This is a genomic window from Aquimarina sp. AD10 (assembly GCF_003443715.1).
Taxonomy (GTDB): Bacteria; Bacteroidota; Bacteroidia; order Flavobacteriales; family Flavobacteriaceae; genus Aquimarina; species Aquimarina aggregata.
Window position 1 is genome coordinate 4345114 of the sequence record NZ_CP031965.1, and the last position, 19586, is coordinate 4364699.

At 30.0% G+C, this 19586-nt stretch carries 26 protein-coding genes; 5 read left to right on the top strand and 21 right to left on the bottom strand.

Annotated elements, in window-relative coordinates; translation table 11 throughout:
• Positions 1-319: 319 nt before the first annotated feature.
• From D1816_RS25810 to D1816_RS17930, 4 genes are all read right to left on the bottom strand, one after another.
• Positions 320-487: a class I lanthipeptide gene (locus tag D1816_RS25810; RefSeq protein WP_157766144.1), complete on the bottom strand. Its 168-nt coding sequence runs from the start codon at positions 485-487 to the stop codon at positions 320-322.
• A 209-nt stretch (positions 488-696) separates the two neighbouring features.
• Positions 697-864, bottom strand: coding sequence for a class I lanthipeptide (locus D1816_RS25815; protein WP_157766144.1), 168 nt, complete (start codon positions 862-864; stop codon positions 697-699).
• A gap of 45 nt (positions 865-909) precedes the next feature.
• The gene (locus tag D1816_RS17925; RefSeq protein WP_118504626.1) at positions 910-1806 is read right to left on the bottom strand and encodes a thiopeptide-type bacteriocin biosynthesis protein; all 897 of its coding nucleotides are present in this window, start codon (positions 1804-1806) and stop codon (positions 910-912) included.
• Between the two features lie 9 nt (positions 1807-1815).
• A complete protein-coding gene (locus tag D1816_RS17930; protein WP_118504628.1) occupies positions 1816-3978 on the bottom strand; it encodes a lantibiotic dehydratase family protein in 2163 nt (720 codons plus the stop codon).
• 412 nt (positions 3979-4390) lie between these two features.
• On the opposite strand from D1816_RS17930, the gene D1816_RS17935 reads away from it, so the two are divergent.
• The 3 genes from D1816_RS17935 (at position 4391) to D1816_RS17945 (ending at position 8156) form a co-directional block, all read left to right on the top strand.
• Complete coding sequence (locus D1816_RS17935) at positions 4391-6088, top strand: helix-turn-helix domain-containing protein (RefSeq protein WP_147405143.1); 1698 nt, start codon at positions 4391-4393, stop codon at positions 6086-6088.
• A 141-nt stretch (positions 6089-6229) separates the two neighbouring features.
• Positions 6230-6430 carry a hypothetical protein gene (locus D1816_RS17940; RefSeq protein ID WP_066315777.1) on the top strand — a complete coding sequence of 67 codons (201 nt, stop codon included), beginning with the start codon at positions 6230-6232 and terminating at the stop codon, positions 6428-6430.
• Between the two features lie 70 nt (positions 6431-6500).
• Entirely contained in the window at positions 6501-8156 is a 1656-nt protein-coding gene (locus D1816_RS17945) for a S8 family peptidase (RefSeq protein ID WP_118504632.1), read from the top strand.
• A 46-nt stretch (positions 8157-8202) separates the two neighbouring features.
• Here the strand turns inward: D1816_RS17945 and D1816_RS17950 are convergent, their stop codons facing one another.
• From D1816_RS17950 to D1816_RS18005, 17 genes are all read right to left on the bottom strand, one after another.
• On the bottom strand, positions 8203-8679 hold the full coding sequence (locus D1816_RS17950) for a hypothetical protein (protein ID WP_118504634.1): 477 nt from the start codon (positions 8677-8679) through the stop codon (positions 8203-8205).
• A gap of 127 nt (positions 8680-8806) precedes the next feature.
• On the bottom strand, positions 8807-9001 hold the full coding sequence (locus D1816_RS17955; RefSeq protein WP_118504636.1) for a hypothetical protein: 195 nt from the start codon (positions 8999-9001) through the stop codon (positions 8807-8809).
• 49 nt (positions 9002-9050) lie between these two features.
• Entirely contained in the window at positions 9051-9227 is a 177-nt protein-coding gene (locus tag D1816_RS17960; protein ID WP_118504638.1) for a bacteriocin, read from the bottom strand.
• Between the two features lie 93 nt (positions 9228-9320).
• A complete protein-coding gene (locus D1816_RS25820) occupies positions 9321-9476 on the bottom strand; it encodes a hypothetical protein (protein ID WP_158597812.1) in 156 nt (51 codons plus the stop codon).
• A 217-nt stretch (positions 9477-9693) separates the two neighbouring features.
• Positions 9694-9864: a hypothetical protein gene (locus D1816_RS25825; RefSeq protein ID WP_158597811.1), complete on the bottom strand. Its 171-nt coding sequence runs from the start codon at positions 9862-9864 to the stop codon at positions 9694-9696.
• A gap of 289 nt (positions 9865-10153) precedes the next feature.
• Positions 10154-10339: a hypothetical protein gene (locus D1816_RS17965; RefSeq protein WP_118504640.1), complete on the bottom strand. Its 186-nt coding sequence runs from the start codon at positions 10337-10339 to the stop codon at positions 10154-10156.
• A 19-nt stretch (positions 10340-10358) separates the two neighbouring features.
• Positions 10359-10544: a hypothetical protein gene (locus tag D1816_RS17970; RefSeq protein WP_118504642.1), complete on the bottom strand. Its 186-nt coding sequence runs from the start codon at positions 10542-10544 to the stop codon at positions 10359-10361.
• 30 nt (positions 10545-10574) lie between these two features.
• The gene (locus D1816_RS17975) at positions 10575-10754 is read right to left on the bottom strand and encodes a hypothetical protein (protein ID WP_118504644.1); all 180 of its coding nucleotides are present in this window, start codon (positions 10752-10754) and stop codon (positions 10575-10577) included.
• A 351-nt stretch (positions 10755-11105) separates the two neighbouring features.
• On the bottom strand, positions 11106-11291 hold the full coding sequence (locus D1816_RS17980; RefSeq protein ID WP_118504646.1) for a hypothetical protein: 186 nt from the start codon (positions 11289-11291) through the stop codon (positions 11106-11108).
• Between the two features lie 28 nt (positions 11292-11319).
• Positions 11320-11493 carry a hypothetical protein gene (locus tag D1816_RS25830; RefSeq protein ID WP_158597810.1) on the bottom strand — a complete coding sequence of 58 codons (174 nt, stop codon included), beginning with the start codon at positions 11491-11493 and terminating at the stop codon, positions 11320-11322.
• 469 nt (positions 11494-11962) lie between these two features.
• On the bottom strand, positions 11963-12112 hold the full coding sequence (locus D1816_RS25835) for a hypothetical protein (protein ID WP_158597809.1): 150 nt from the start codon (positions 12110-12112) through the stop codon (positions 11963-11965).
• Between the two features lie 19 nt (positions 12113-12131).
• The gene (locus D1816_RS25840) at positions 12132-12278 is read right to left on the bottom strand and encodes a hypothetical protein (RefSeq protein ID WP_158597808.1); all 147 of its coding nucleotides are present in this window, start codon (positions 12276-12278) and stop codon (positions 12132-12134) included.
• A 323-nt stretch (positions 12279-12601) separates the two neighbouring features.
• Positions 12602-12916 carry a hypothetical protein gene (locus D1816_RS25990; protein ID WP_199729979.1) on the bottom strand — a complete coding sequence of 105 codons (315 nt, stop codon included), beginning with the start codon at positions 12914-12916 and terminating at the stop codon, positions 12602-12604.
• 69 nt (positions 12917-12985) lie between these two features.
• A complete protein-coding gene (locus tag D1816_RS17990; RefSeq protein WP_066315791.1) occupies positions 12986-13165 on the bottom strand; it encodes a hypothetical protein in 180 nt (59 codons plus the stop codon).
• A gap of 21 nt (positions 13166-13186) precedes the next feature.
• On the bottom strand, positions 13187-13519 hold the full coding sequence (locus tag D1816_RS17995; RefSeq protein ID WP_118504648.1) for a hypothetical protein: 333 nt from the start codon (positions 13517-13519) through the stop codon (positions 13187-13189).
• A 29-nt stretch (positions 13520-13548) separates the two neighbouring features.
• Entirely contained in the window at positions 13549-15732 is a 2184-nt protein-coding gene (locus tag D1816_RS18000; RefSeq protein ID WP_118504650.1) for a peptidase domain-containing ABC transporter, read from the bottom strand.
• A gap of 28 nt (positions 15733-15760) precedes the next feature.
• Positions 15761-16930 carry an HlyD family secretion protein gene (locus tag D1816_RS18005; RefSeq protein WP_118504652.1) on the bottom strand — a complete coding sequence of 390 codons (1170 nt, stop codon included), beginning with the start codon at positions 16928-16930 and terminating at the stop codon, positions 15761-15763.
• Between the two features lie 569 nt (positions 16931-17499).
• Between D1816_RS18005 and D1816_RS18015 the strand changes: the two genes are divergently transcribed.
• On the top strand, positions 17500-19203 hold the full coding sequence (locus D1816_RS18015; protein ID WP_118504656.1) for an AraC family transcriptional regulator: 1704 nt from the start codon (positions 17500-17502) through the stop codon (positions 19201-19203).
• Positions 19204-19328: 125 nt separating this feature from the next.
• A complete protein-coding gene (locus D1816_RS18020; RefSeq protein ID WP_118504658.1) occupies positions 19329-19517 on the top strand; it encodes a class I lanthipeptide in 189 nt (62 codons plus the stop codon).
• Positions 19518-19586 lie beyond the last annotated feature (69 nt).

Here is a 19586-nt window from a genome sequence, read left to right on the forward strand (position 1 = left end):
TTTATAAGCAACTTTTGTGATTGTCGAATTGTAGTATCATTTTTCTGAATGAAATAAGTCTTGTACTACTGTAGAAAATAATTTTATTGTTAAAAAAGAATTTCTTTGTTTAACTTTACCTCTTGAGAAGTAGTTTTTCTATTGCTTCGTATTAATACTTATTTTTTCCATGCACATATGGAATTAAATTAGGAGAGATTTTGCCAGCAATTTTTAGACCTTTTGCTGGCAAAAATCTAAACCTCCTATGAGAAGAACATTCAGGTTTGGTTATCATGGGATGTTTGTCAAAATAACGGTTACCTGTTTGTTGCTTTAATTACTCAATTGTAATTACAAGATTTGTTGGGTCCTCACAACAAGGCTTTCCTTTTCTTGTACTTCTTTTACAACTAGCAAGACAGATTTCTATTCCTCCGTTTACACTTGCCATTTCATCGTTGTCCATTTTAGAGATAGTCTCTTTGTTTAAATTTAATTTATTCATTGTTTTGATTTTTGTGAAGTAGTTTTTTTAGTACTTCGTATTAATACTCATTGTTTTTCCATGCACACATGGAATTAAATTAAGAGAGATTTTGTCAACAGTTTTTAGACCTTTTGCTGGCAAAAATCTAAACCTCTTAATTTGGAAAATACTTAGGCTTGGTTATCGATATACATACCAAAATAACGGTTACCTGTTTGTTGCTTTAATTACTCAATTGTAATTACAAGATTTGTTGGATCCTCGCAGCAAGGCTTTCCTTTTCTTGTACTTCTTTTACAACTAGCAAGACAGATTTCAATCCCTCCGTTTACACTTGCCATTTCATCGTTGTCCATTTTAGAAATGGTTTCTTTGTTTAAATTTAATTTGTTCATTGTTGAAAATTTTAAAAATTACCTACTCTTTAAAGGATTTTCGGCTTACTCCTGTGCTATTAATACTTTTTTTGGTACACTATTTTTCATTTGTGCAGCTTTGCTTCTATAATATTGATATAGATAATTATAGAGTACCCATTCGTTTAATCGTTGATTGGATTTAAAAAGGCGATTGCAATGCATATGAATGTAACTACTCAATAAATCAGGAAGATCTAATTTGGTTTTCATGCCTTTATTTTTTCTAGCAATTTGAGAAACAACCCTTTTATTTTCTTCTAGATAATTTTGAAGAACCATATCAAATTCTTCATTTGTATTTTGATCCATTATTTGATTAATATCGCTTCTATTGTTTCTAAATTTTTTAGATAGTTGCCGGTTTATATCTGTATTAGCACCCATTTCTTGATCAAAATCTTTTTTCAAGCCCTCAAAAAAATCTCTTTTTTGAATTACACTCATATTCCAGGCATCTAAAAATGTATCGATCGTTTTTATGCCCCATAACCACCTTTGATTATCATTGGTAACTCTAGAGATTAGGTATACTATTAATCTACTGTTGATAAAAAATATAGATTCGGATTCGTCTATAGTTTCATTGCCATATCTTTCTAACTCTCTTTTATAAGTATCTGTAACGACCTTTTTTATGGTCTTATCATTTATATATGGCAGTATAGCTTTATGTAGCGATTGGATCACATAGTTAAGATTTTGAGGATCTAAGACTCTAAATCTAATACGCACATGTCTCTCTGTATCTTTATAATTAATGAAGAACCATTTATCTATTACATTTTCTTCTAATAATTGGTTTGCAATAGGCGTAAGTGTTTTGGTTAAAAAGATATCCGAGATTCGTGATCCCATATATAATTTATAGTATAGCCACTCACTTCCTATAAAAAAATAACGCTGTACTTTTGGTGTCATATCCGGTTCTTATTTTTGTTTGATGAATGAAAAAAACAGCTCGTTACAAAATGCTTCTCCTTGTCTGGTTACCAATGCATTTTCTTCGTCAAATAAATACTCTGCCAAAGTAATTTGGGATCGTTTTTTTATAGTCGACAGAAATGTTTGTACACTTAAAGGATGGTCTAAGTCTATTAACAATTCATTATCATCATCTTTCAGCATTATTTTTTGCGGTAATTTCTTTTCTTTTCTCCATTCAGTTAGATCATCTAGTTGAATAATTTTTTGAATTTCTTTTTTTCCAATTGTCCATTGAGCAAGAGAAAGTATTATGTTTTTATAGCGCACTCTTGGCAAGAAATTTCTGTTTTGTGCAGCATTTCCCCAATCGAATTCTAGATTTTCACGTAGATTCTGTGTTTGGATGTCGCATAAAAAGTGATAAATAGGCAAAGCGTTGTAAGAGAAATTATGAGCAGTTGCCATACGAGGCATAATCTCTTTATTTAATTTTTTTGAGAACAATACAATTCTATCATTTTCTACAGATACCAGAATATCATTAATGGGTATTTGTTGCTCAACAGGTAATGTGCTTTTTGTTAGATAAGGAATTTCATATGCTCTAAGATGACTCCTATTAATGATATTACCGGTTCTTTTTTCTGGGAGATGAGCGATTTCGGCAAAAATCACATCTTTTTTCTCGCTTTCTTTTTTGGTAATTTTCTTTAGAAGCTGATCAATTTTTTTATCTGCTTGTGTAAATCGTCCAAGCATGTATGTGGCAGAAGCTCCTCCTACATAGGACATATTAATTAATGGATTGTCACTATCATTATTAAATACATGGGAGATAACAGTAAAAGACAATGGTAGATTATTCCAATTTTCTTTAAAGTAATCAAGATCACTTTCTGTAAGAAACATTTCTGTTGCGTCTTTATCTAACTCGATTAATTTTTTATTTAAGAACCCATCTATTCTAGTCCATCTTATTTTTTTGTGCTGGGCGGTATAGTTCTTTTTAGATATATTTAGATCATTAATTAAGGGAGATATATCATAATCATCTTCATTATTAAAGCCATAGCCTACACCAGTTTCTACATCTAAAGCAAGCGATAGAGGGACTTGTTCTTCTTCGAATATGGCGAAGAATTTATTTCTAAAATTTGTTAGCTTTTCATCTTCTCGGTATGGAACAAGCTTATTAAGAAGCTGTACTCCTTTTTGTATATCTTTTATTACTTTTTCTGAAAGTGTGTTGGAGGCTGCTGAGATAATTAAATCGGTCTGAAACAAGTATTTTTTATTATAGCTAATTTCAAATGAATCTAGTAACTCAGATAGTTTTTTGTAATACGAAAAGTTATTGGTATACTTACTATTGTCTAGTGTTTCTAAAAGCTCTTTTATTTGTTTTAATCTATTTTTTATGTCTTGATCAGGAATAGTATCCACTAATATTTCTAAGTAATTTTTTCCTGTTACAGAAGGTGAAATAGAGCTTATTAATATTTGATTGTCGATAAGTTGATGAACAAAAGCCGTCGCGTCTTCTATTGACACTTCTGGATCTACAATAAATTGTGCTAATTCCTTAATTTTTATGCCTTTTTTAGTGTGATTTAAGATGTGCTCTATGAATTCTGAATTGTCAATAGATACCGTAAAATGACGTCGATTAGCATTTTGGTACCGATATTCTATATACCTTTGTTTATTGCCGACAGGATATAAACTAGTGTTTGGATAATAGGTGAGTTCACTTCTGATTTGGGTTGTTTTTTCTAATTGTTGAACCAATGTACAGATGTAACTCATGTCAATTCTGGTAAATCTTTTGTGATGTTCAGAAGAGTTAAGTTCTATTTTGGTTTGCTCATCAATAGTGCCAACAGAGCAGCCGCTAAATAATCCAAAAGGTGTGCATCGATGGCCCATTCTAAGAAGATACTTATGTAAAGATTGAATCAATCGATCCGGATCTTTCATTTCTTTTCCGTTAAGATATTTTGTCATTTCCTGATGTAATTCTGGAGAAGCCAAGAAAATAGCTTCGGATACAATTGGAGATGCGCATAGTTCTTTGATTTTATCAACAGTAAGACCTGAGACTTCTGTAGAGGCTAAGTTGTGTGTTCTTAGAACATACTCATCGGCTGGTGTATAGATTTCTGTCATCTTCTGTTATTTTTAGTTTTTTACTAGGTTATAATTCAGTAAGTCTTTTTAAATCTAAAAAAAGGTTACTGCAGATTTTACAACTTCAAATATGATTTCTATTACTTCAAAAACATAGTGTGTGAATATGGATATCATTTTATTTGAAATTTAATGTTGAAAGTTTGTCGTCTGTTTTTCATTTTGACTTGAGCAAATATATGTTCGATAAAACCTTAAAAACAAGGCTAGTAACCTATGATTCATGAATAACCAGCAGACTATTTATGAATTAACAGTAAGAATAAAATTTGTTAAAGGGTATAAAATGAAGGGTTTATAAAACAATTGGTCACATTACTATTAAAAAAAGAAAAATGTTATATTTATCCTTCGCCATATGAGCGAATATTACTCTTAAACTTTAGTAAAATTGGAAAATCTATATTCTTTTTTTAGATATTATCATGTTAGAATACTCTACAAAAGAGTGGTTGTTTTTTTGATTCTTATAAATACGATCAATGTTTTTTCTCAAGAAAAAATAGATTCTTTGCAAAACAAGACATACATAGAATTGGCAGATGCTTTTTTTAATGAGGATGACAATAAGGATACGATTGCAGCAACTAGTTATGCAACATATTTTCTTGATAAAGCAAAAAAAGAAGACTTCCTAGAAAGAATAGCTCAAGGGTTTAATTTATTAGCACATATTCATAAAGGCCAGGATAAATTAAATTATTTAGATAGTATTATACAGTATACCAAAGATGCAAATTTAAAAGAATACCCTCTAGAAGCATATATTCATAAGACAGGATATTATTATGCAAAACGAGATTTAAAAAAGGCATTAGATAATTGTATACAAGCCAACCTATATGCGGATAGAAGTGATAATGAAAATCAGAAAATCAGAACTAAATTTAGGATAGGTTTGATTAAAACCCGATTGGGATATTATGAAGAAACTTTAGAAATATTTAAAGATTGCGCAGATGGTTATTTAAAGGAATCTTCGGATAATAGTTATTTAACATCGTTATATGCTATAGCCGATACGTATAGGCATTTGAAATTATTAGATTCTGCATCTTTTTACAATGAAAAAGGAATTAAGACAGCATTGTCAAAAGGTTATGAAGAACGATATTACTATTTCTTGTTAAATGAAGGTGCGAATCAATATGATAAAAATAATTATCAAAAGTCTATAGATTATATAGATAGAGCTATTCCATATCTTCAAAAAATTAACGATAAACCCAATGTTGCAATGGGATATCATTTTTTAGGAAAAGTATATAAGCAATTAAATGATAATGAAAAATCTGAACTCTATTTAAAAAAAGTAGATACAATCTATCAAGAGACTTCTGATATTCATCCAGAGTTAAGAAGTGGATACGAAATCTTGATTGATATCTATAGAAAAAATGGTGATACAGAACAACAATTGTTGTATATCGAAAAATTACTAAAAATAGATAGTCTTTTAAAAAGTAACTATGAATATTTAACAAAGAAGCTTACAAAAGAATATGACACTCCGAAATTAATTAATGAAAGAGATATTATTATTAAAAAATTAGAGAATAAAAATATTTATTGGAGCATCTCTTTATTAATAACTCTTGCCGCTTTTGGAGTTGTTTTGGTATATAACTACAAAAGACAACAAATTAATAAAAAGAAATTTGAAGAATATTTAAGTTCACAAAAAAGAATAGACAAACCAATTGAAGTCAAAAGCGATGAACTACTGATATCTCAAGATATTCAAGATCATATTAATCGAGGGTTAGAAAAATTTGAAAAGAATAAAGGATATTTAAATGATTCTATTTCCTTAAATAGTTTAGCAAAGCAACTACATACCAACACTAATTATTTATCTAAAATGGTAAATCATTATCAAGAAAAAAGTTTTGGAAGCTATATTAACGAACTTAGATTAGAGCATACTATTGAGCGACTAAAAACGGATCTAGTTTTTAGAAAATATTCGATCAAAGCAATTTCCGAAGAGGTCGGTTTTAAAAGTCCAGAGTCTTTTTCGAAAGCATTTTATAAAAAAACACAGTTAAAACCTTCTACTTTTATAAAACAGCTCAAAAAAGAAGGGTAATTATAAAGCATTGTAAATCAGTTTTTTACATTAAAATAAAACTGCTTATTCATAAATGTAGACTGGTACTCAATTAAATGAGTACTAATTACAATCGGTTTCTTATACATTTGTTTCATCACAAATTAAAACTTTCGCAAAATGAAAAATCGACTTAAAAAGAAACTGAATTTCGAAAAATTGACAATTGCAAAATTAAATAATATAGATAGAATTAGAGGTGGTTATGGTGATGGAGATACGGTAGATCCACCTATCGAACCAACTAAGTCTACGGATCCTTTTAATCCTAGATGTAGATCTAAAGGAGCTTGTGTCATAGGAATTATAAATATTGCTTAGAAACAATTGATTATAGATATGTAAAAGGTGATGAGAGATTTAACTCATCATCTTTTTTAAATTTCCTTAAATGAAGTATAAACTTATTTATCCCTTACTTATATGCCTTCTCGGTTGTTGTTCTAAACAACGACCAAATTATTTAGTTTTTGATACTATTACAGTATTTCAAAAGAAAAATAATAAACTTTCCGAAGACGATTTAAAAGATTGGCAGTATAAAGATATTATAACCGATACAATACCGGGGATAAGCTTAGAAAAAACATACACAAAAATATTAAATACTAAAAAAGGAGATGAAATTATTGTTGCAGTGTTGGATTCTAGGTTTGACATAGACCATGAAGATCTAAAAAACCAAATTTGGATAAATCCTGATGAGATTCCAGATAATAATATAGATGATGATAAAAATGGATATATAGATGATGTTTATGGCTGGAATTTTCTGGGTAATGATCAAGGAAAAAGTATAATTTATGCAAATTATGAATTTGTAAGAGTATTAAGGAGGTATAAAGAATTACATGATCAAATTCAGGAAGATACTTTCTCACAAGAATATAAAGAATATCATCAAGCATTAAAAACCTATGAAAGAGAACGTAAAAAAGCACAGTTGTTCTTGGACTATGCAATAGACGTTAATAATAAATATGTAGAGGCAAAAGCTAAAATAAAAAAATATATACCTGATGGAAATTATACTTTAGAAAACCTCAAAAAGGTAGATACTATTGATAATGATTTAGGTAAATATGTAAAAAGTATTTATGATATCATAGATTATGGGTATTCTGAATCAGATATAGAAGTACTGTTAAGAAATAGAGGTATTAAAGTTCATCAACAACTTAATCTTGACTATAAAGAAAGAGCTATTCTTAATGATGATTCAAATAACCTTTCCGATACAAATTATGGAAATAATAGAATCTCAGATAACATAGATAAACTACCCCATGGAACTATTGTATCTGGTGTTATTGCTGCTACTAGAGATAATAACATTGGAATTCAAGGTATTTCTAATCATATAAAAATTATGCCAATAAGTGTATCTCCTATAGGAGATCCGCATGATAAAGATATTGCTTTAGGAATACGATATGCAGTAGATAATGGAGCAAGAATAATTAATATGAGTTTTGGAAAGCAATTTTCATTACATAAAAAATGGATTTTAGAAGCTATTAAATATGCAGCAGAAAAAGACGTTTTGATTGTTTCTTCCTCAGGAAACGGCGCATTAGATTTAGAAGAAATAAATCATAACTATTATCCAAATGATCATAATTATGGGAAGGAAGTTGCTAATAACTTTATTATGGTAGGTGCTATTACGAATCAAGTAGATCATACATTGCTAGCGTCTTATTCTAATTATGGTAAAAAGGATATTGATTTATTTGCCCCAGGAAGTGAAATTTATACAACTTTACCTAAAAATAAATATAAAACAGATAGTGGTACATCTATGGCATCAGCTATTGTTTCTGGCGTAGCTGCTTTAGTACGATCTTATTATCCTAAACTGTCGGCAAACCAAATCAAAGAAATCTTAATGAAATCGGGAACATCTTATGCTATTAAGGTGAAGATTTCATCAAAAGATGGGAAGTCAGAAAAGATGATTCCTTTCTCAGAACTTTCAAAATCTGGTAAGGTTATTAATGCATATAATGCATTATTGTTAGCCGATAGAATATCTAATCCTAAATAGTTTTAAGAGTTTGGTTTAGGTTAGATAAGGTCTAGTCTATAATAGACTAAACTTCTAAAACCAGTAATTTGTTTGTAATCACATTTTTTTTACAAAGACTACACTTTTTTAAAAAAGTTCTCACATTGCCTTCTTCAGGCTTATCCTTTATATCGTCTAAGAGATTTTTTCTAGTTAGTTTTCTGAGCTCAAGAGGAGCATATTTTGTTTTATAATAATAGGTGTCAAAAATTGACCACTCTGGCAGTAACCTTTTATTTTCTTTATAAATATGGAGCCAACTATTGTAGCCCATAAATTCACAAAAATTTCCATTAGGTAGTATCGTAAAATGAAAAGGATCAATCTCATGACCATCCTCAATATCAGAATCGATAATAGTTTTTAGATTTTTAACACGTATTGGATTATCAGCATAGAACAAAAGTGTTTCTAACTTATGGGTTAGATCATATGCCGTTATCTTATCTAATCCATCAAAATGTTCTATGATTTTATATAAAATCTCTTTGTCTTTTTTCATGCTATTGTAGTATTTAGGATATTTTAATGGTTATGATTTAATTGTTTCTAGTCTTATAAATTAAATTTCCCCATGTTCTGACTAGATCATGGGGAAATTAGAACTCACTAAACTCACATAATTAGCCTTATAAACTAATATTTTGCATGCCAGCACCAGTATTTACCCAATCAAATGGTTTATAGTCAAGGTCTGACACATATATATCGAATGGATTTAATCCATGAAAAATGGTTAATATAGAAGGTACGTTTCCTCCTAAAGTTTTTGAAGTCTCTTGGATCTTCATTTCAGTAACACTAAAAGCGTTTAAATTATCCATGTTCTTTGATTTTAAGAACCTGCCTTTTTACGGGCAGGTTGCTATTTTTTTAAATGTGAAAAGGGAACTGATGGTCTTGATCTCTTGGATCTCCAAAAGGTATCGGGTCTTCTTTCGGATCAATTATAATGATTGGCCCTCCAAATGGTTTTGGACAAGGATCAAATTGACATCCACCGTTAATACTATTTAATTCGTTGTTTGATAATGTTTGTAAATTTTTCATGTTTTTTGATTTTTGAACCTGTCTGTCTAGAGACAGGTTGATGAATAAAATGATTAATTAATGTTGATTGATGAATTGTAATGGTATGATTTATTATCTGTTGATAATGAATCTAATGTTGTTTAAAGCATCGAAAAGTTCTTGTAATTCTGGACAGATATAATCTTCTGTCATTGTTGAACCCCCATTGATAGTTGTAAGTTCTTGTGAGGATAAAGACGTGTACTGGTTTTTTATTTGATATTTCATAACGCTGTATTTTTTAATTAATTAATGATGTTCTTTAATAGTACAATGATAGAGCGTAGTTGTCTCATCTTGTGAGACTGTATTTTTTTTATAGAAGAACAATATAGTTGTAACTGTAAAGGGCTATATATCATGTTTTAAAACATAAAAGGTTGATTATGTGATCAACCTTTTATTAGTGTACTTTCGGTACTTTGAGTAATCTTTATTTTAAAGATTAAAAATCTCCAAGAATATGTACAACTTTATCTATTAATTGCCCTACGGGTGAAGGAGAATCATGAAATATAATATGTAATGTCATTAGTACAGAATCATCTATGCAACCTCCGTTAGTGTTTTCGATTTCGTTTTGAGTTAAATCTCTGAATGATTGTAAATTTTCCATGTCTTTTTATTTTAATATTATTAATTCTATTGATTAATAAAAGAGTATGTACTCTCCTTTATTGTTATACAATGTTAAGAGGAGTTGGTCTCATTTTTTGAGATTGCTAGTTTTTACTTAATAAAATAGGTGTGATTAAATGATGTTTAGAGTAATTAATATTCTCATATTTGTGTTTTGCACAACCCTCGTTTAGGTAAAAACAAATACAACCGCAAACTATTTGTTTACAAAGGTTTGCGGTTGTGTTTTAATCTAAACATAGAAAACCCATGTCTAGTCAACATCTTTAGTTTGTTAGAATATCCCAAGCTGCAATTGCTACAAGCGCAGGTGCAACCGCTAAAAATCTAAGTGTTTTCCCAATTCTATTTCCTACTTCATAAGATCCTTCTGCAGGATCACCACCTCCATTAACGGATACTAACTCATAACTCTCTAAATTACTTACTGAATAAAATTCTAAATTTTTCATGTTATTTATTTTAAATTTATTAGTGATTTGTATCGTAACAAACTGCAGGTTCATTTCCAAATAACCCGTCCCATACGCCGTGAGCGAAACTACCTATTGTCGCAAGCCCATCTTCAAGTGCCTCTCTAATAGGGCCCCCACCATCAATTAATAATGCATCTTCTGTTGTTAACTCTAGTACTTGAAATTCTGATAAATTTTTCATTTTGTTTATTTTTTTAAATATTAATTATTCTTATTGAGGATTGTTCCATCCGTCTGCAATATGTTCAGAGGCATAATCCAAAGCTTCAAAAGCTGCTTTTGCAATTTTGTAAACTCTATAAGCAGCACAAGCCTGAGCAATGCCTCCTTTGGTATATATAGTTTCATTGTTCCGAAGCTCTATAACACCATAATTGTTTAAATTTTTCATATTTTTTGATTTAAATATTGATACGAAGCATCTAATTACACTTATTTCTTTGGCATAGGAGTAAAAAATCTCCTTATAACCTCAAATTATGATATTGAAAACAATATTTGTACTATTCGAAATATTCTGGTTATAAGATTTCATCTTCTTCTATTCTTAAAGCTTTATTTATTTAGGGTTTTGCCACCCTTCTAAAATTTCTTTAAAAGCAATAAATAATACAGTCAAAATAAAAAAAATCAATATCCATTTTAAAACAGAAAAACTGTTTACATCATTTTTCATAATAAGTGTTTCTATTTTGTCTACGTCTAGGCTATAAAATTTTAACCTAAATCTAAAACAGTTAATTTAATTTGTTAGAATATCCCAAGCTGCAATTGCTACAAGCGCAGGTGCAACTGCTAAAAATCTAAGTGTTTTCCCAATTCTATTTCCTACTTCATAAGATCCTTCTGCAGGATCACCACCTCCATTAACAGATATTAGCTCATAACTCTCTAAATTACTTACTGAATAAAATTCTGAATTTTTCATATTTTTTAATTTTAAATATTAATAATAATTATTTAGGATTGTTCCAACCATCCGCGATATGATCAAAAGCATAATCCAAATCGTTAAATACTTCTTTAACAGCTTTCCATGCTTTTAGCCAATCCGTTCCTTCTCCTCCAACAATATCCATTTTGTCTTTAGTTGACAATTCAGACACTTTTAATAAATCTAAATTTTTCATTTTTTACGATTTAATGATTAATGATTATTTTATTGTTTACTTAATCTATTCCGTCAAATTGATTAGTAAACAGATCCTTGTTGTTGCAACAACTATGAAAAGTATTGTTGTTTCCCTTTCATAGTACAATGATACGCTCAGGGTGTCTCATCTTTTGAGATTGTATTTTTTTTAGAAGTTTTTTCGAAAAATTTATTTTTGAACATACTATCTTGTCTAATGTTTGATATCAAAAGGCATTGAAAATAGATGTTTTTAAGATGATTAAAAGTTTAAAATATAATGTAAATAAAAAAGAGATTCAAAAGGCGAATCTCTTTTTTAAATAGAATTATGATTGAAATATTGAAATTTATTAAATAAGCCTTACCTAACTTAAAACTAGTATTGCGATATGTATAATACCATTCTAGAATTTGTTACTCCAAAGGCTATTATGATTTCTTTTAAAATTCAATCTTGGTAGTTCTTAATTTTGTGCGTTGTGATTTCCGATACAACTGCCTTGCTCTTCTTGTTTTGGTCGATCCAAAATAAGATCAATTAATGGTTGTATCAAATCTAGTATTCCTGTTCCGCCATTTGTTTCAACTAGTTCTTTTTCGTTAAGATTTTTCATGATTTATCTCTTTTTAGAATTAATGATTATTTGAATTTCTATAATTTTCTTTTTCTTCTTTGGGTACCCCGAAAAAGTAATCTGCTAGAGGTTGTAACCAGGTAGGAATAGGGAAAGGTGATCCTCCATTGGTTTCTAATAACTCTTTGTTACTTAGATTTTTCATTTTTTACGATTTAATGATTAATGATTTCTAACGAGAAGCGCCTTCTAAACGTTTCTATAGTACAAGAATATGGTAAGCGTGTCTCTTAAGATGAGATTTGAGATAATAGTATATCAAAAAACCCAGAAAAGTATTTCCTGGGTCTTTATTCAAAAGAATTTTTCATGTTGAAATCTAATTTTATAATAATTGATGCTTATAGTTGCGTAAAACAAGATTGAAAATCAACAGTTAATTATATAGCCGATTTTTTAGTTTATCTATATCAAAGAATAAAATTATTTCTTTTAGTATGGTTGATCATTATTTAATTCTTTTGTTTGTTATGATATTTTCGCCAAATAGTATAGTCTTTCAAAAGCACTTCCTCCATTTACAGATTTAATCTCGGTAGCATCGAGTTCTTTTGTGTAAAAGCCAAACTTAAACCCTACGCTTTCTTCATACACAAAACTTTGTATGGTGAAGTCGTACGTAATAGGAGCTTCTAACTCTTTCATGATATCGATCATTCTATAGGTTTGTGCTCTAGAAATGCCTAATCTAGACGCTAATTCTACAGGTGTTCCCGTAGCATGCATACGAATAAGACGATCTATTCTCTCTATAAGTTCGATTTGTTTGATGATGATGTTCATAAGTGTTCGTTTTTAATACATAAGATAATAACTAAGAATTTTGATTGATTTTATGATGTGTTTTATAGATTATATCCAATCCATCATGTCGTCATTGTCAATATAAATCTCGTAATCTTCAGAATAGGATATAACGTCAGAGATAACATCTTTGAGTTCGGGATCACGTATTTCTTGTAGTAAGAATTCGTTTTCGATTTCGCCTTGTGTTAGGTCATTTTCTTTTGTTTTTGGATCATAGTTTTTCATAATTTTTATGTTTAAATGTGATTATACTATTCTTAAGCTCGGATATTTAAAATCTACAGAAGCTATTATACTTTGCGTGCCATTTGAAGATACCTCTAGTACTTCTTCTCCATAAAGTTGTCGCGTATAAAAACCATATCTAAAATTTGTCGATTTCTCAAAAACATAACTCTGCAGTTTAATATCAAATACAATAGATGCGTTTAGTTGTTTCATGGCAATTATTATTTGAAACAAAGATGTCTTTGAAATTTCTAATTTTTCGGCCAATTGATCAGGAGTTCCTGTTTCTCCTAATCGTATGAATTGATCTAATTGTTCTATGACTTCAATTTGACGTTCTATTTTTCTCATGGCCTAAGGTTTTGGTTTTAAAAATTTAGTTAAGCAACAGCATTGATATTGGGTATTTGATCTAGTACTGGCATTTGTTTTTGCCATAATTCATAATATTTTTCTTGTCTAGCGTATAGCACTTCGTGATTTCCTTCTTCTACTACTTTACCTTTTTCTAGCACTACAATTTTATCGGCGTTTATGACGGTACTTAATCGATGTGCAATAATGATGATTGTTTTATCATGATCACGCAGACTTTGTACGGCTTTTTGGATGTAGTTTTCTGAAGTACTATCCAGTGATGAAGTTGCTTCATCCAAGACCAAAACTTCGGGATTTTTGTACAAAGCTCTAGCAATTGCGATACGTTGTTTTTGCCCACCAGATAAGGTAGCGCCATTTTCTCCTAGATAGGTAGCAAAACTATTGGGTAACCCCTCTATAAATTCAAGAATACCTATAGCTTTACATATTGCCATAATACGATCTACATTGGGCGCAAATTCACCAACCGCGATATTATCCATTACATTCCCGGCAAAAAGATCTATTTTTTGTGGTACTACACTAACCAAATCCCTTAAACTGCTATTATCTATATGTTTTAGATCCTGTTCTCCTATAGAAATCTGTCCTTTTTGTATCGGATAGATATTTTGAAGTAAAGACATCAAGGTCGATTTACCTGATCCACTTTCTCCAATAATAGCAGTGATTTTACCTTTAGGGATTTGTAAATTAAAATCTTTAAACACTTCTACCCTTGAACCGTATCTAAAGTCTACATTAGAAAAGCTGATATTACCGATACTTTCTTTTGTTAGTTTTATTTTTTGCTCATTATCTTCACGTTCAAGATCCATGATTTCAAACAAACGATCTGCTGCAATTAATGCATTTTGAATTTGTTTGTTAGCACTAATCAAGCTAGCAACAGGACTCGTAAAATAACCGATGATTGCATAAAATGCCATAAGTTCTCCTGCTGTAATTTCTTTTTGAATAACAAAAAAAGAACCACTCCATAATAAGATAATAGTAAATAGTTGCGCAATTGTGCCTGTACTTGCTCCAGAAAAAACACTATTTAATGCAGATTTGTATCCGGTTTTTAATAAACCTATAAAACGTGTTTCAGTTTTAATATTAGCATAATCTTCAAGACCAAATCGTTTTATGGTTCCTACAGCATTTAAGGATTCTACCAATTGACTTTCAAGATCAGCAGATTTTTCCATAATACCTCGCTCGGTACGTTTATTTAGTTTATTGGTAACTGCATAAATGATCGCATATATTGGAATAATGGCAAGCATGATAAGCGCAAGTTTCCAATAATAAGTAAACATGAGACCAAATGAAAATACCAGAATCATTACATTAACTGTTAGATTTAAGGCTACACCATTAATAAAAGTTCTGATTTTTACAGCGTCCCCAATTCTTGATACGATTTCTCCAACTCGCATGGTGTCAAAGAATTGTTGAGGTAGTTTAAGTAAGTGTTTGTAATACCCTAGAATTAATCGAGAATCGATCTGTTGTCCTGTTTTGATCAAAAAAACATCTTTGTAAGCACCTACAATTAATTTTAAAACTAATAATGAGATCATGACAATACCTAATAGGTTTAGTAGTTTTGTACTGGTCCCCATAAAGACATGATCTGTTAGTTTTTGGATGTATATTGAAGTCGAAAAGCCCAATAAAGTATAAATAATAGCGCCAATAAAAGCCTGTAGCAGTACGCTTTTATGCGGTTTCAGTAAGAACCAGAATCGTTTTAATACAGAGACTTTTTCATTACCTGTTGTAAAATCTTCTTTTGGTAATAACAATACCAGTATACCTGTCCATTCTTTTGTAAATTCTTCATGTGTTTTTTTATGAAACCTGCCATCTCCCGGGTCCATGATTTTGACGTATTCCCCAGTAACTTCATAAATCACGACATAATGATGTAATTTTTCGTTTACAATCACATGGGCGATGGCAGGTAGAGGAATTTTAGATAAACTATCTAACTCCCCACGTACTCCTTTGGCTTCAAACCCGAGCTTATCGGCAGCCTCAATTAATCCTAATACATTAGTTCCTTTTTTATCGGTACTTGCAAATTGTCTGATACGAGCAATAGGCAATTGTAATTTGTAATGTGCAGATATCGATGCCAAACAAGCAGCACCGCAATCTGTAATATCGTGTTGTTTTATTTTTGTTTTTGCCATGGTATTTACAGTTTAATGATGAGTGTTACTAATTTTGAATAGATGCAATTGTTGGACTGGATGGATTTAACCAATCATCAACTTTGTCATAGAGTAATTCAAATAGCGTACGCTCGGTAAGTTGAAATCGAGCACTAAGGGTCATTCCTTTATTAAAATTTCCTTTAAAACCATTTTTGAGTTCTAGATGTTTTTGATCTACAGCGCAACGCACTTTAAAAACAGGTTGCTCATTAATGATATCAACATCTTTACTAATTTCTAGAATTTCTCCTGTGGCCAATCCCCATTGGTTATAGTTAAAAGCATCAATCTGGAAATTAACGGCTTTATCTTTACTAATTAATCCAATATCAGATGGATATATATAACACTCTGCAATTAATCCGGTATCAGGGGATATTTCTGCAAGTTTTACACCTCCGGGGATTAGACTTCCTGGTTCAATACCTAATACATTTTTTAGTACGCCGTTAATTGGTGCAGTGATTACAAGTTCTTTTTGATTTTGTTGTAATTGAGATACGTTACTTTCTAAATCGCGAATAACATTTTGATACTCTGTTAATGTGGCTTGCCAATTGTTTCGTTGTTGTTTTCTGTATTGTTGCAATGTACTAGCCGCCAGTTGATGTTCAAAAGCACTATTTTCGTAATCTACTTTGGCAACTACTCCTTTTTTGTACAATTTTTCGTTACGTAACTCATCAACTTTCGTTTTCTCGAATCTGGTTTGTAATTCTTGTATTTTTTGAGTGAAGTACAAAAACTCTTTTTGGTAACGGGCAGATTGTATATTGCTAAAGTTTGGTTTGCTGGTATTAATTAAATATTCACAATCGCTAATAAATTTTTTAGTTTCTACAATTTGTGTAGTAGCCCTTTTAATATTGTCCTTTACAACTGTAGTATTAGTCATCATTAAGGTATCCCCTTTTTTGACCTTTTGATTATCAACCATATTTGCATATACTACTTTACCAGATTGTAATGGTGTGATGGCGATTCTTTCTTTACTAGGTTTAAGCATTCCCCTGGCGGTTGTATAGATATCGACCTTAATAAATGGGAGTAAAACCAAGACAATGATAAACGCAAATAGTATGGTACTATAGATAATTTTACTTTTATTACTATGTTCAAATTGGTGAACTTCTACCGTGTTTTCAATAATCTCTTTTGGAAATAACTGTTTCATAATACAAGTATTAAGCGTTAAAAATTAGTGAGTAGATGCTCATACAGTGATTCATTAAGAAAGCTGTAATCGATGTAATGATGTTGACTAATAGATGTATCATAAAATGTGATTTTAGTGAGGTGAGAATAGTTGATGCTATTCGTTTTTTGATTTGATCAAATATAGCCTCGATAAAAGCGGTAAAACAAGTGAAGTTCATCTGCATTCCCGAATAACGACCCGTTATTCTCAGAATCCAGACTAGGATTGAATATGTTTATATTGATGATTATCAAAATGTTAAACTGTATTCGTGGTAAAATGAGCTAAATATTGAAAATAGAAATGTTACTAGGCTATCAATGAAGTAGTTTTTGTGATTTTTATATATTTAGGATTGAATAATATCTGTTTTTTGAGAATGAAAAGATACATTCTAACACTATGAACATGATAATAGAAGCGTAGCCCTGCAATAATAATGTATATACTATTGCCTTTAAGAAAACGTTAAGATTAAAGCTTTACTTTTGTAAAATAGTAATGTATTGTTTTAATATAAGCGTAAAAAAGAAGATTACTGTAACATGAGTAGAATATTACAACTAGTAACTATCATTATCTTTTCGCAAACCGTTTTAGGGTTTTCTCAGGAAAAAAAGTTTACCATTCCTGATTCATTAAAAACAAAAACCTTTGATGAACTTGAAGCATCACTCAACCAAAACTTTGCTGACTCGATTAAGTTTTCTGTTTATTCAAATACACTGTTGGTTAAATCCAAACAGGAAGAAAATTTCCTAGCATTAGCTAAAGCATATAGAGCTTTTTCTTTTAATAATATGAATAATATCTCGGTTAGAATACAATATTTAGATAGTTCTATAGCCGTAAGTAAGCATATAAACGATATAAAATATCCTGCTATTTCATATTCTAATAGAGCAGATGCACATAGTGAAAATGGTGATTATACTAAAGCTTTAGATGATTATTTACAGGCACTTAACTATTCTAAACAAGCTAATAACATACGTTTTTATTATATAACAAAACATAATATAGGCGAATTAAAAAAGGATATTGGTGAATATGAAGCGGCGGCCTTAATGTTTAAAGAAATATTAATATATGAAGATGATAATGGTATTAATACCAGAGGACATTTGTCTACGGTATTATCACTATCAGAAGTGTACATAAAGTTGAAAAAAAATGATTCTGCAACTTTTTATAATAAAAAAGGGGTTATAGAATCCATAAAAAGTAGTCCAGATATTTATCATTTGTTTGTTATGAATGAGGGTATAAACTTGACTCACAAGGAAAAGTATCAAGCTTCATTAGACAGCCTTAACAAAGGGATATCTTTTTTAGAAGAATATAAATATGGCAATACTTTTTTAGTCGATGGTTACTTATGTTTAAGTGAGATTTATAAGCAAAGAGGTAATGACCAGATGTCTCTCGAAGCATTGCTTAAAATAGACAAAAAGTATGAGGATGAGGGTTTTGTTTCAGTAGGAATTAGGCAAGGATACGAATCATTAATAGAGTATTATAAATCATTAGATGACACAAATAAACAGTTATATTATATCAATAAGTTATTTGCTGTAGACAGTGTTTTAGATGCTAAGTATAAAAACTTGAGTAAAAAAATAGTTCAAGAATACGATAGACCAAAACTTTTAGAAGAAAAACAAAACTTGATAAGTATTTTAAAAGAAAGAGAAAAAAAAACGGATATTACACTTGTTCTTGTAATTATATTAACAATCATCCTTATTGTTTTTGTGCTATTCTTTTACATTAAAAATATAAAACATAAAAAAAGATATAGTGAATTAATGAATAATGAAGCTCAGAAGAGTTCATTAAAAGTGGAAAAAGATAATAGTCTTAAGACTACTCCCGAAGCCATTGGGATTTCAGAAAGTATTGTTAATGCTGTTTTAGAAGAATTAGAAAAGTTTGAAAGTAATAATGAATTTTTATCCCCAAATATTACTACCAGTAACTTGGCCAAAAAACTAAGGACAAATTCTAAATACTTGTCTAAGGTTATAAATTCGTATAAGAAAAAGAGTTTTAGTGTGTATATAAATGAATTGCGAATAGATTATGTAATTGATAAACTGAAAAGTGATCGTAAATTTAGATTATATACAATTAAGGCAATTTCAAGAGAAATTGGCTTTAATACTACCGAGGCTTTTTCTAAGTCTTTCTATAAAAAAACGGGTATTTATCCTTCATTCTTCATAAAACAGCTTGAAAAACAAAAATAACTAAGATTTTGATATAAAGTAGGTTACAGGTCTGTTTTCTTAGAAAACAGACCTGTAGTTACTTTTTGTTTAGGAATTTTTTAAGACTAATATATATATTTGCTAAGAACTCAAACAAAAAATTCATGAAAAATAAAAAAGGAAAAAGGAAATTAGTTTTAGGAAAAATTAAGGTCGCTCAGCTAAATGATGAGTCATTAAAGGAAATCAATGGAGGTACTTCACACTGTGGTTTTCAATCTCGTGATGCAAAGATATGCAAAAGATCTAAGTGGTGGATTTGTGATCCTATACAGGTTGATAACATTGCGTAATAGAAAATAAAGAATAGATTTTATTAAAACCACCAGGTATATCTGGTGGTTTTTTTGTAGTTAACAGTT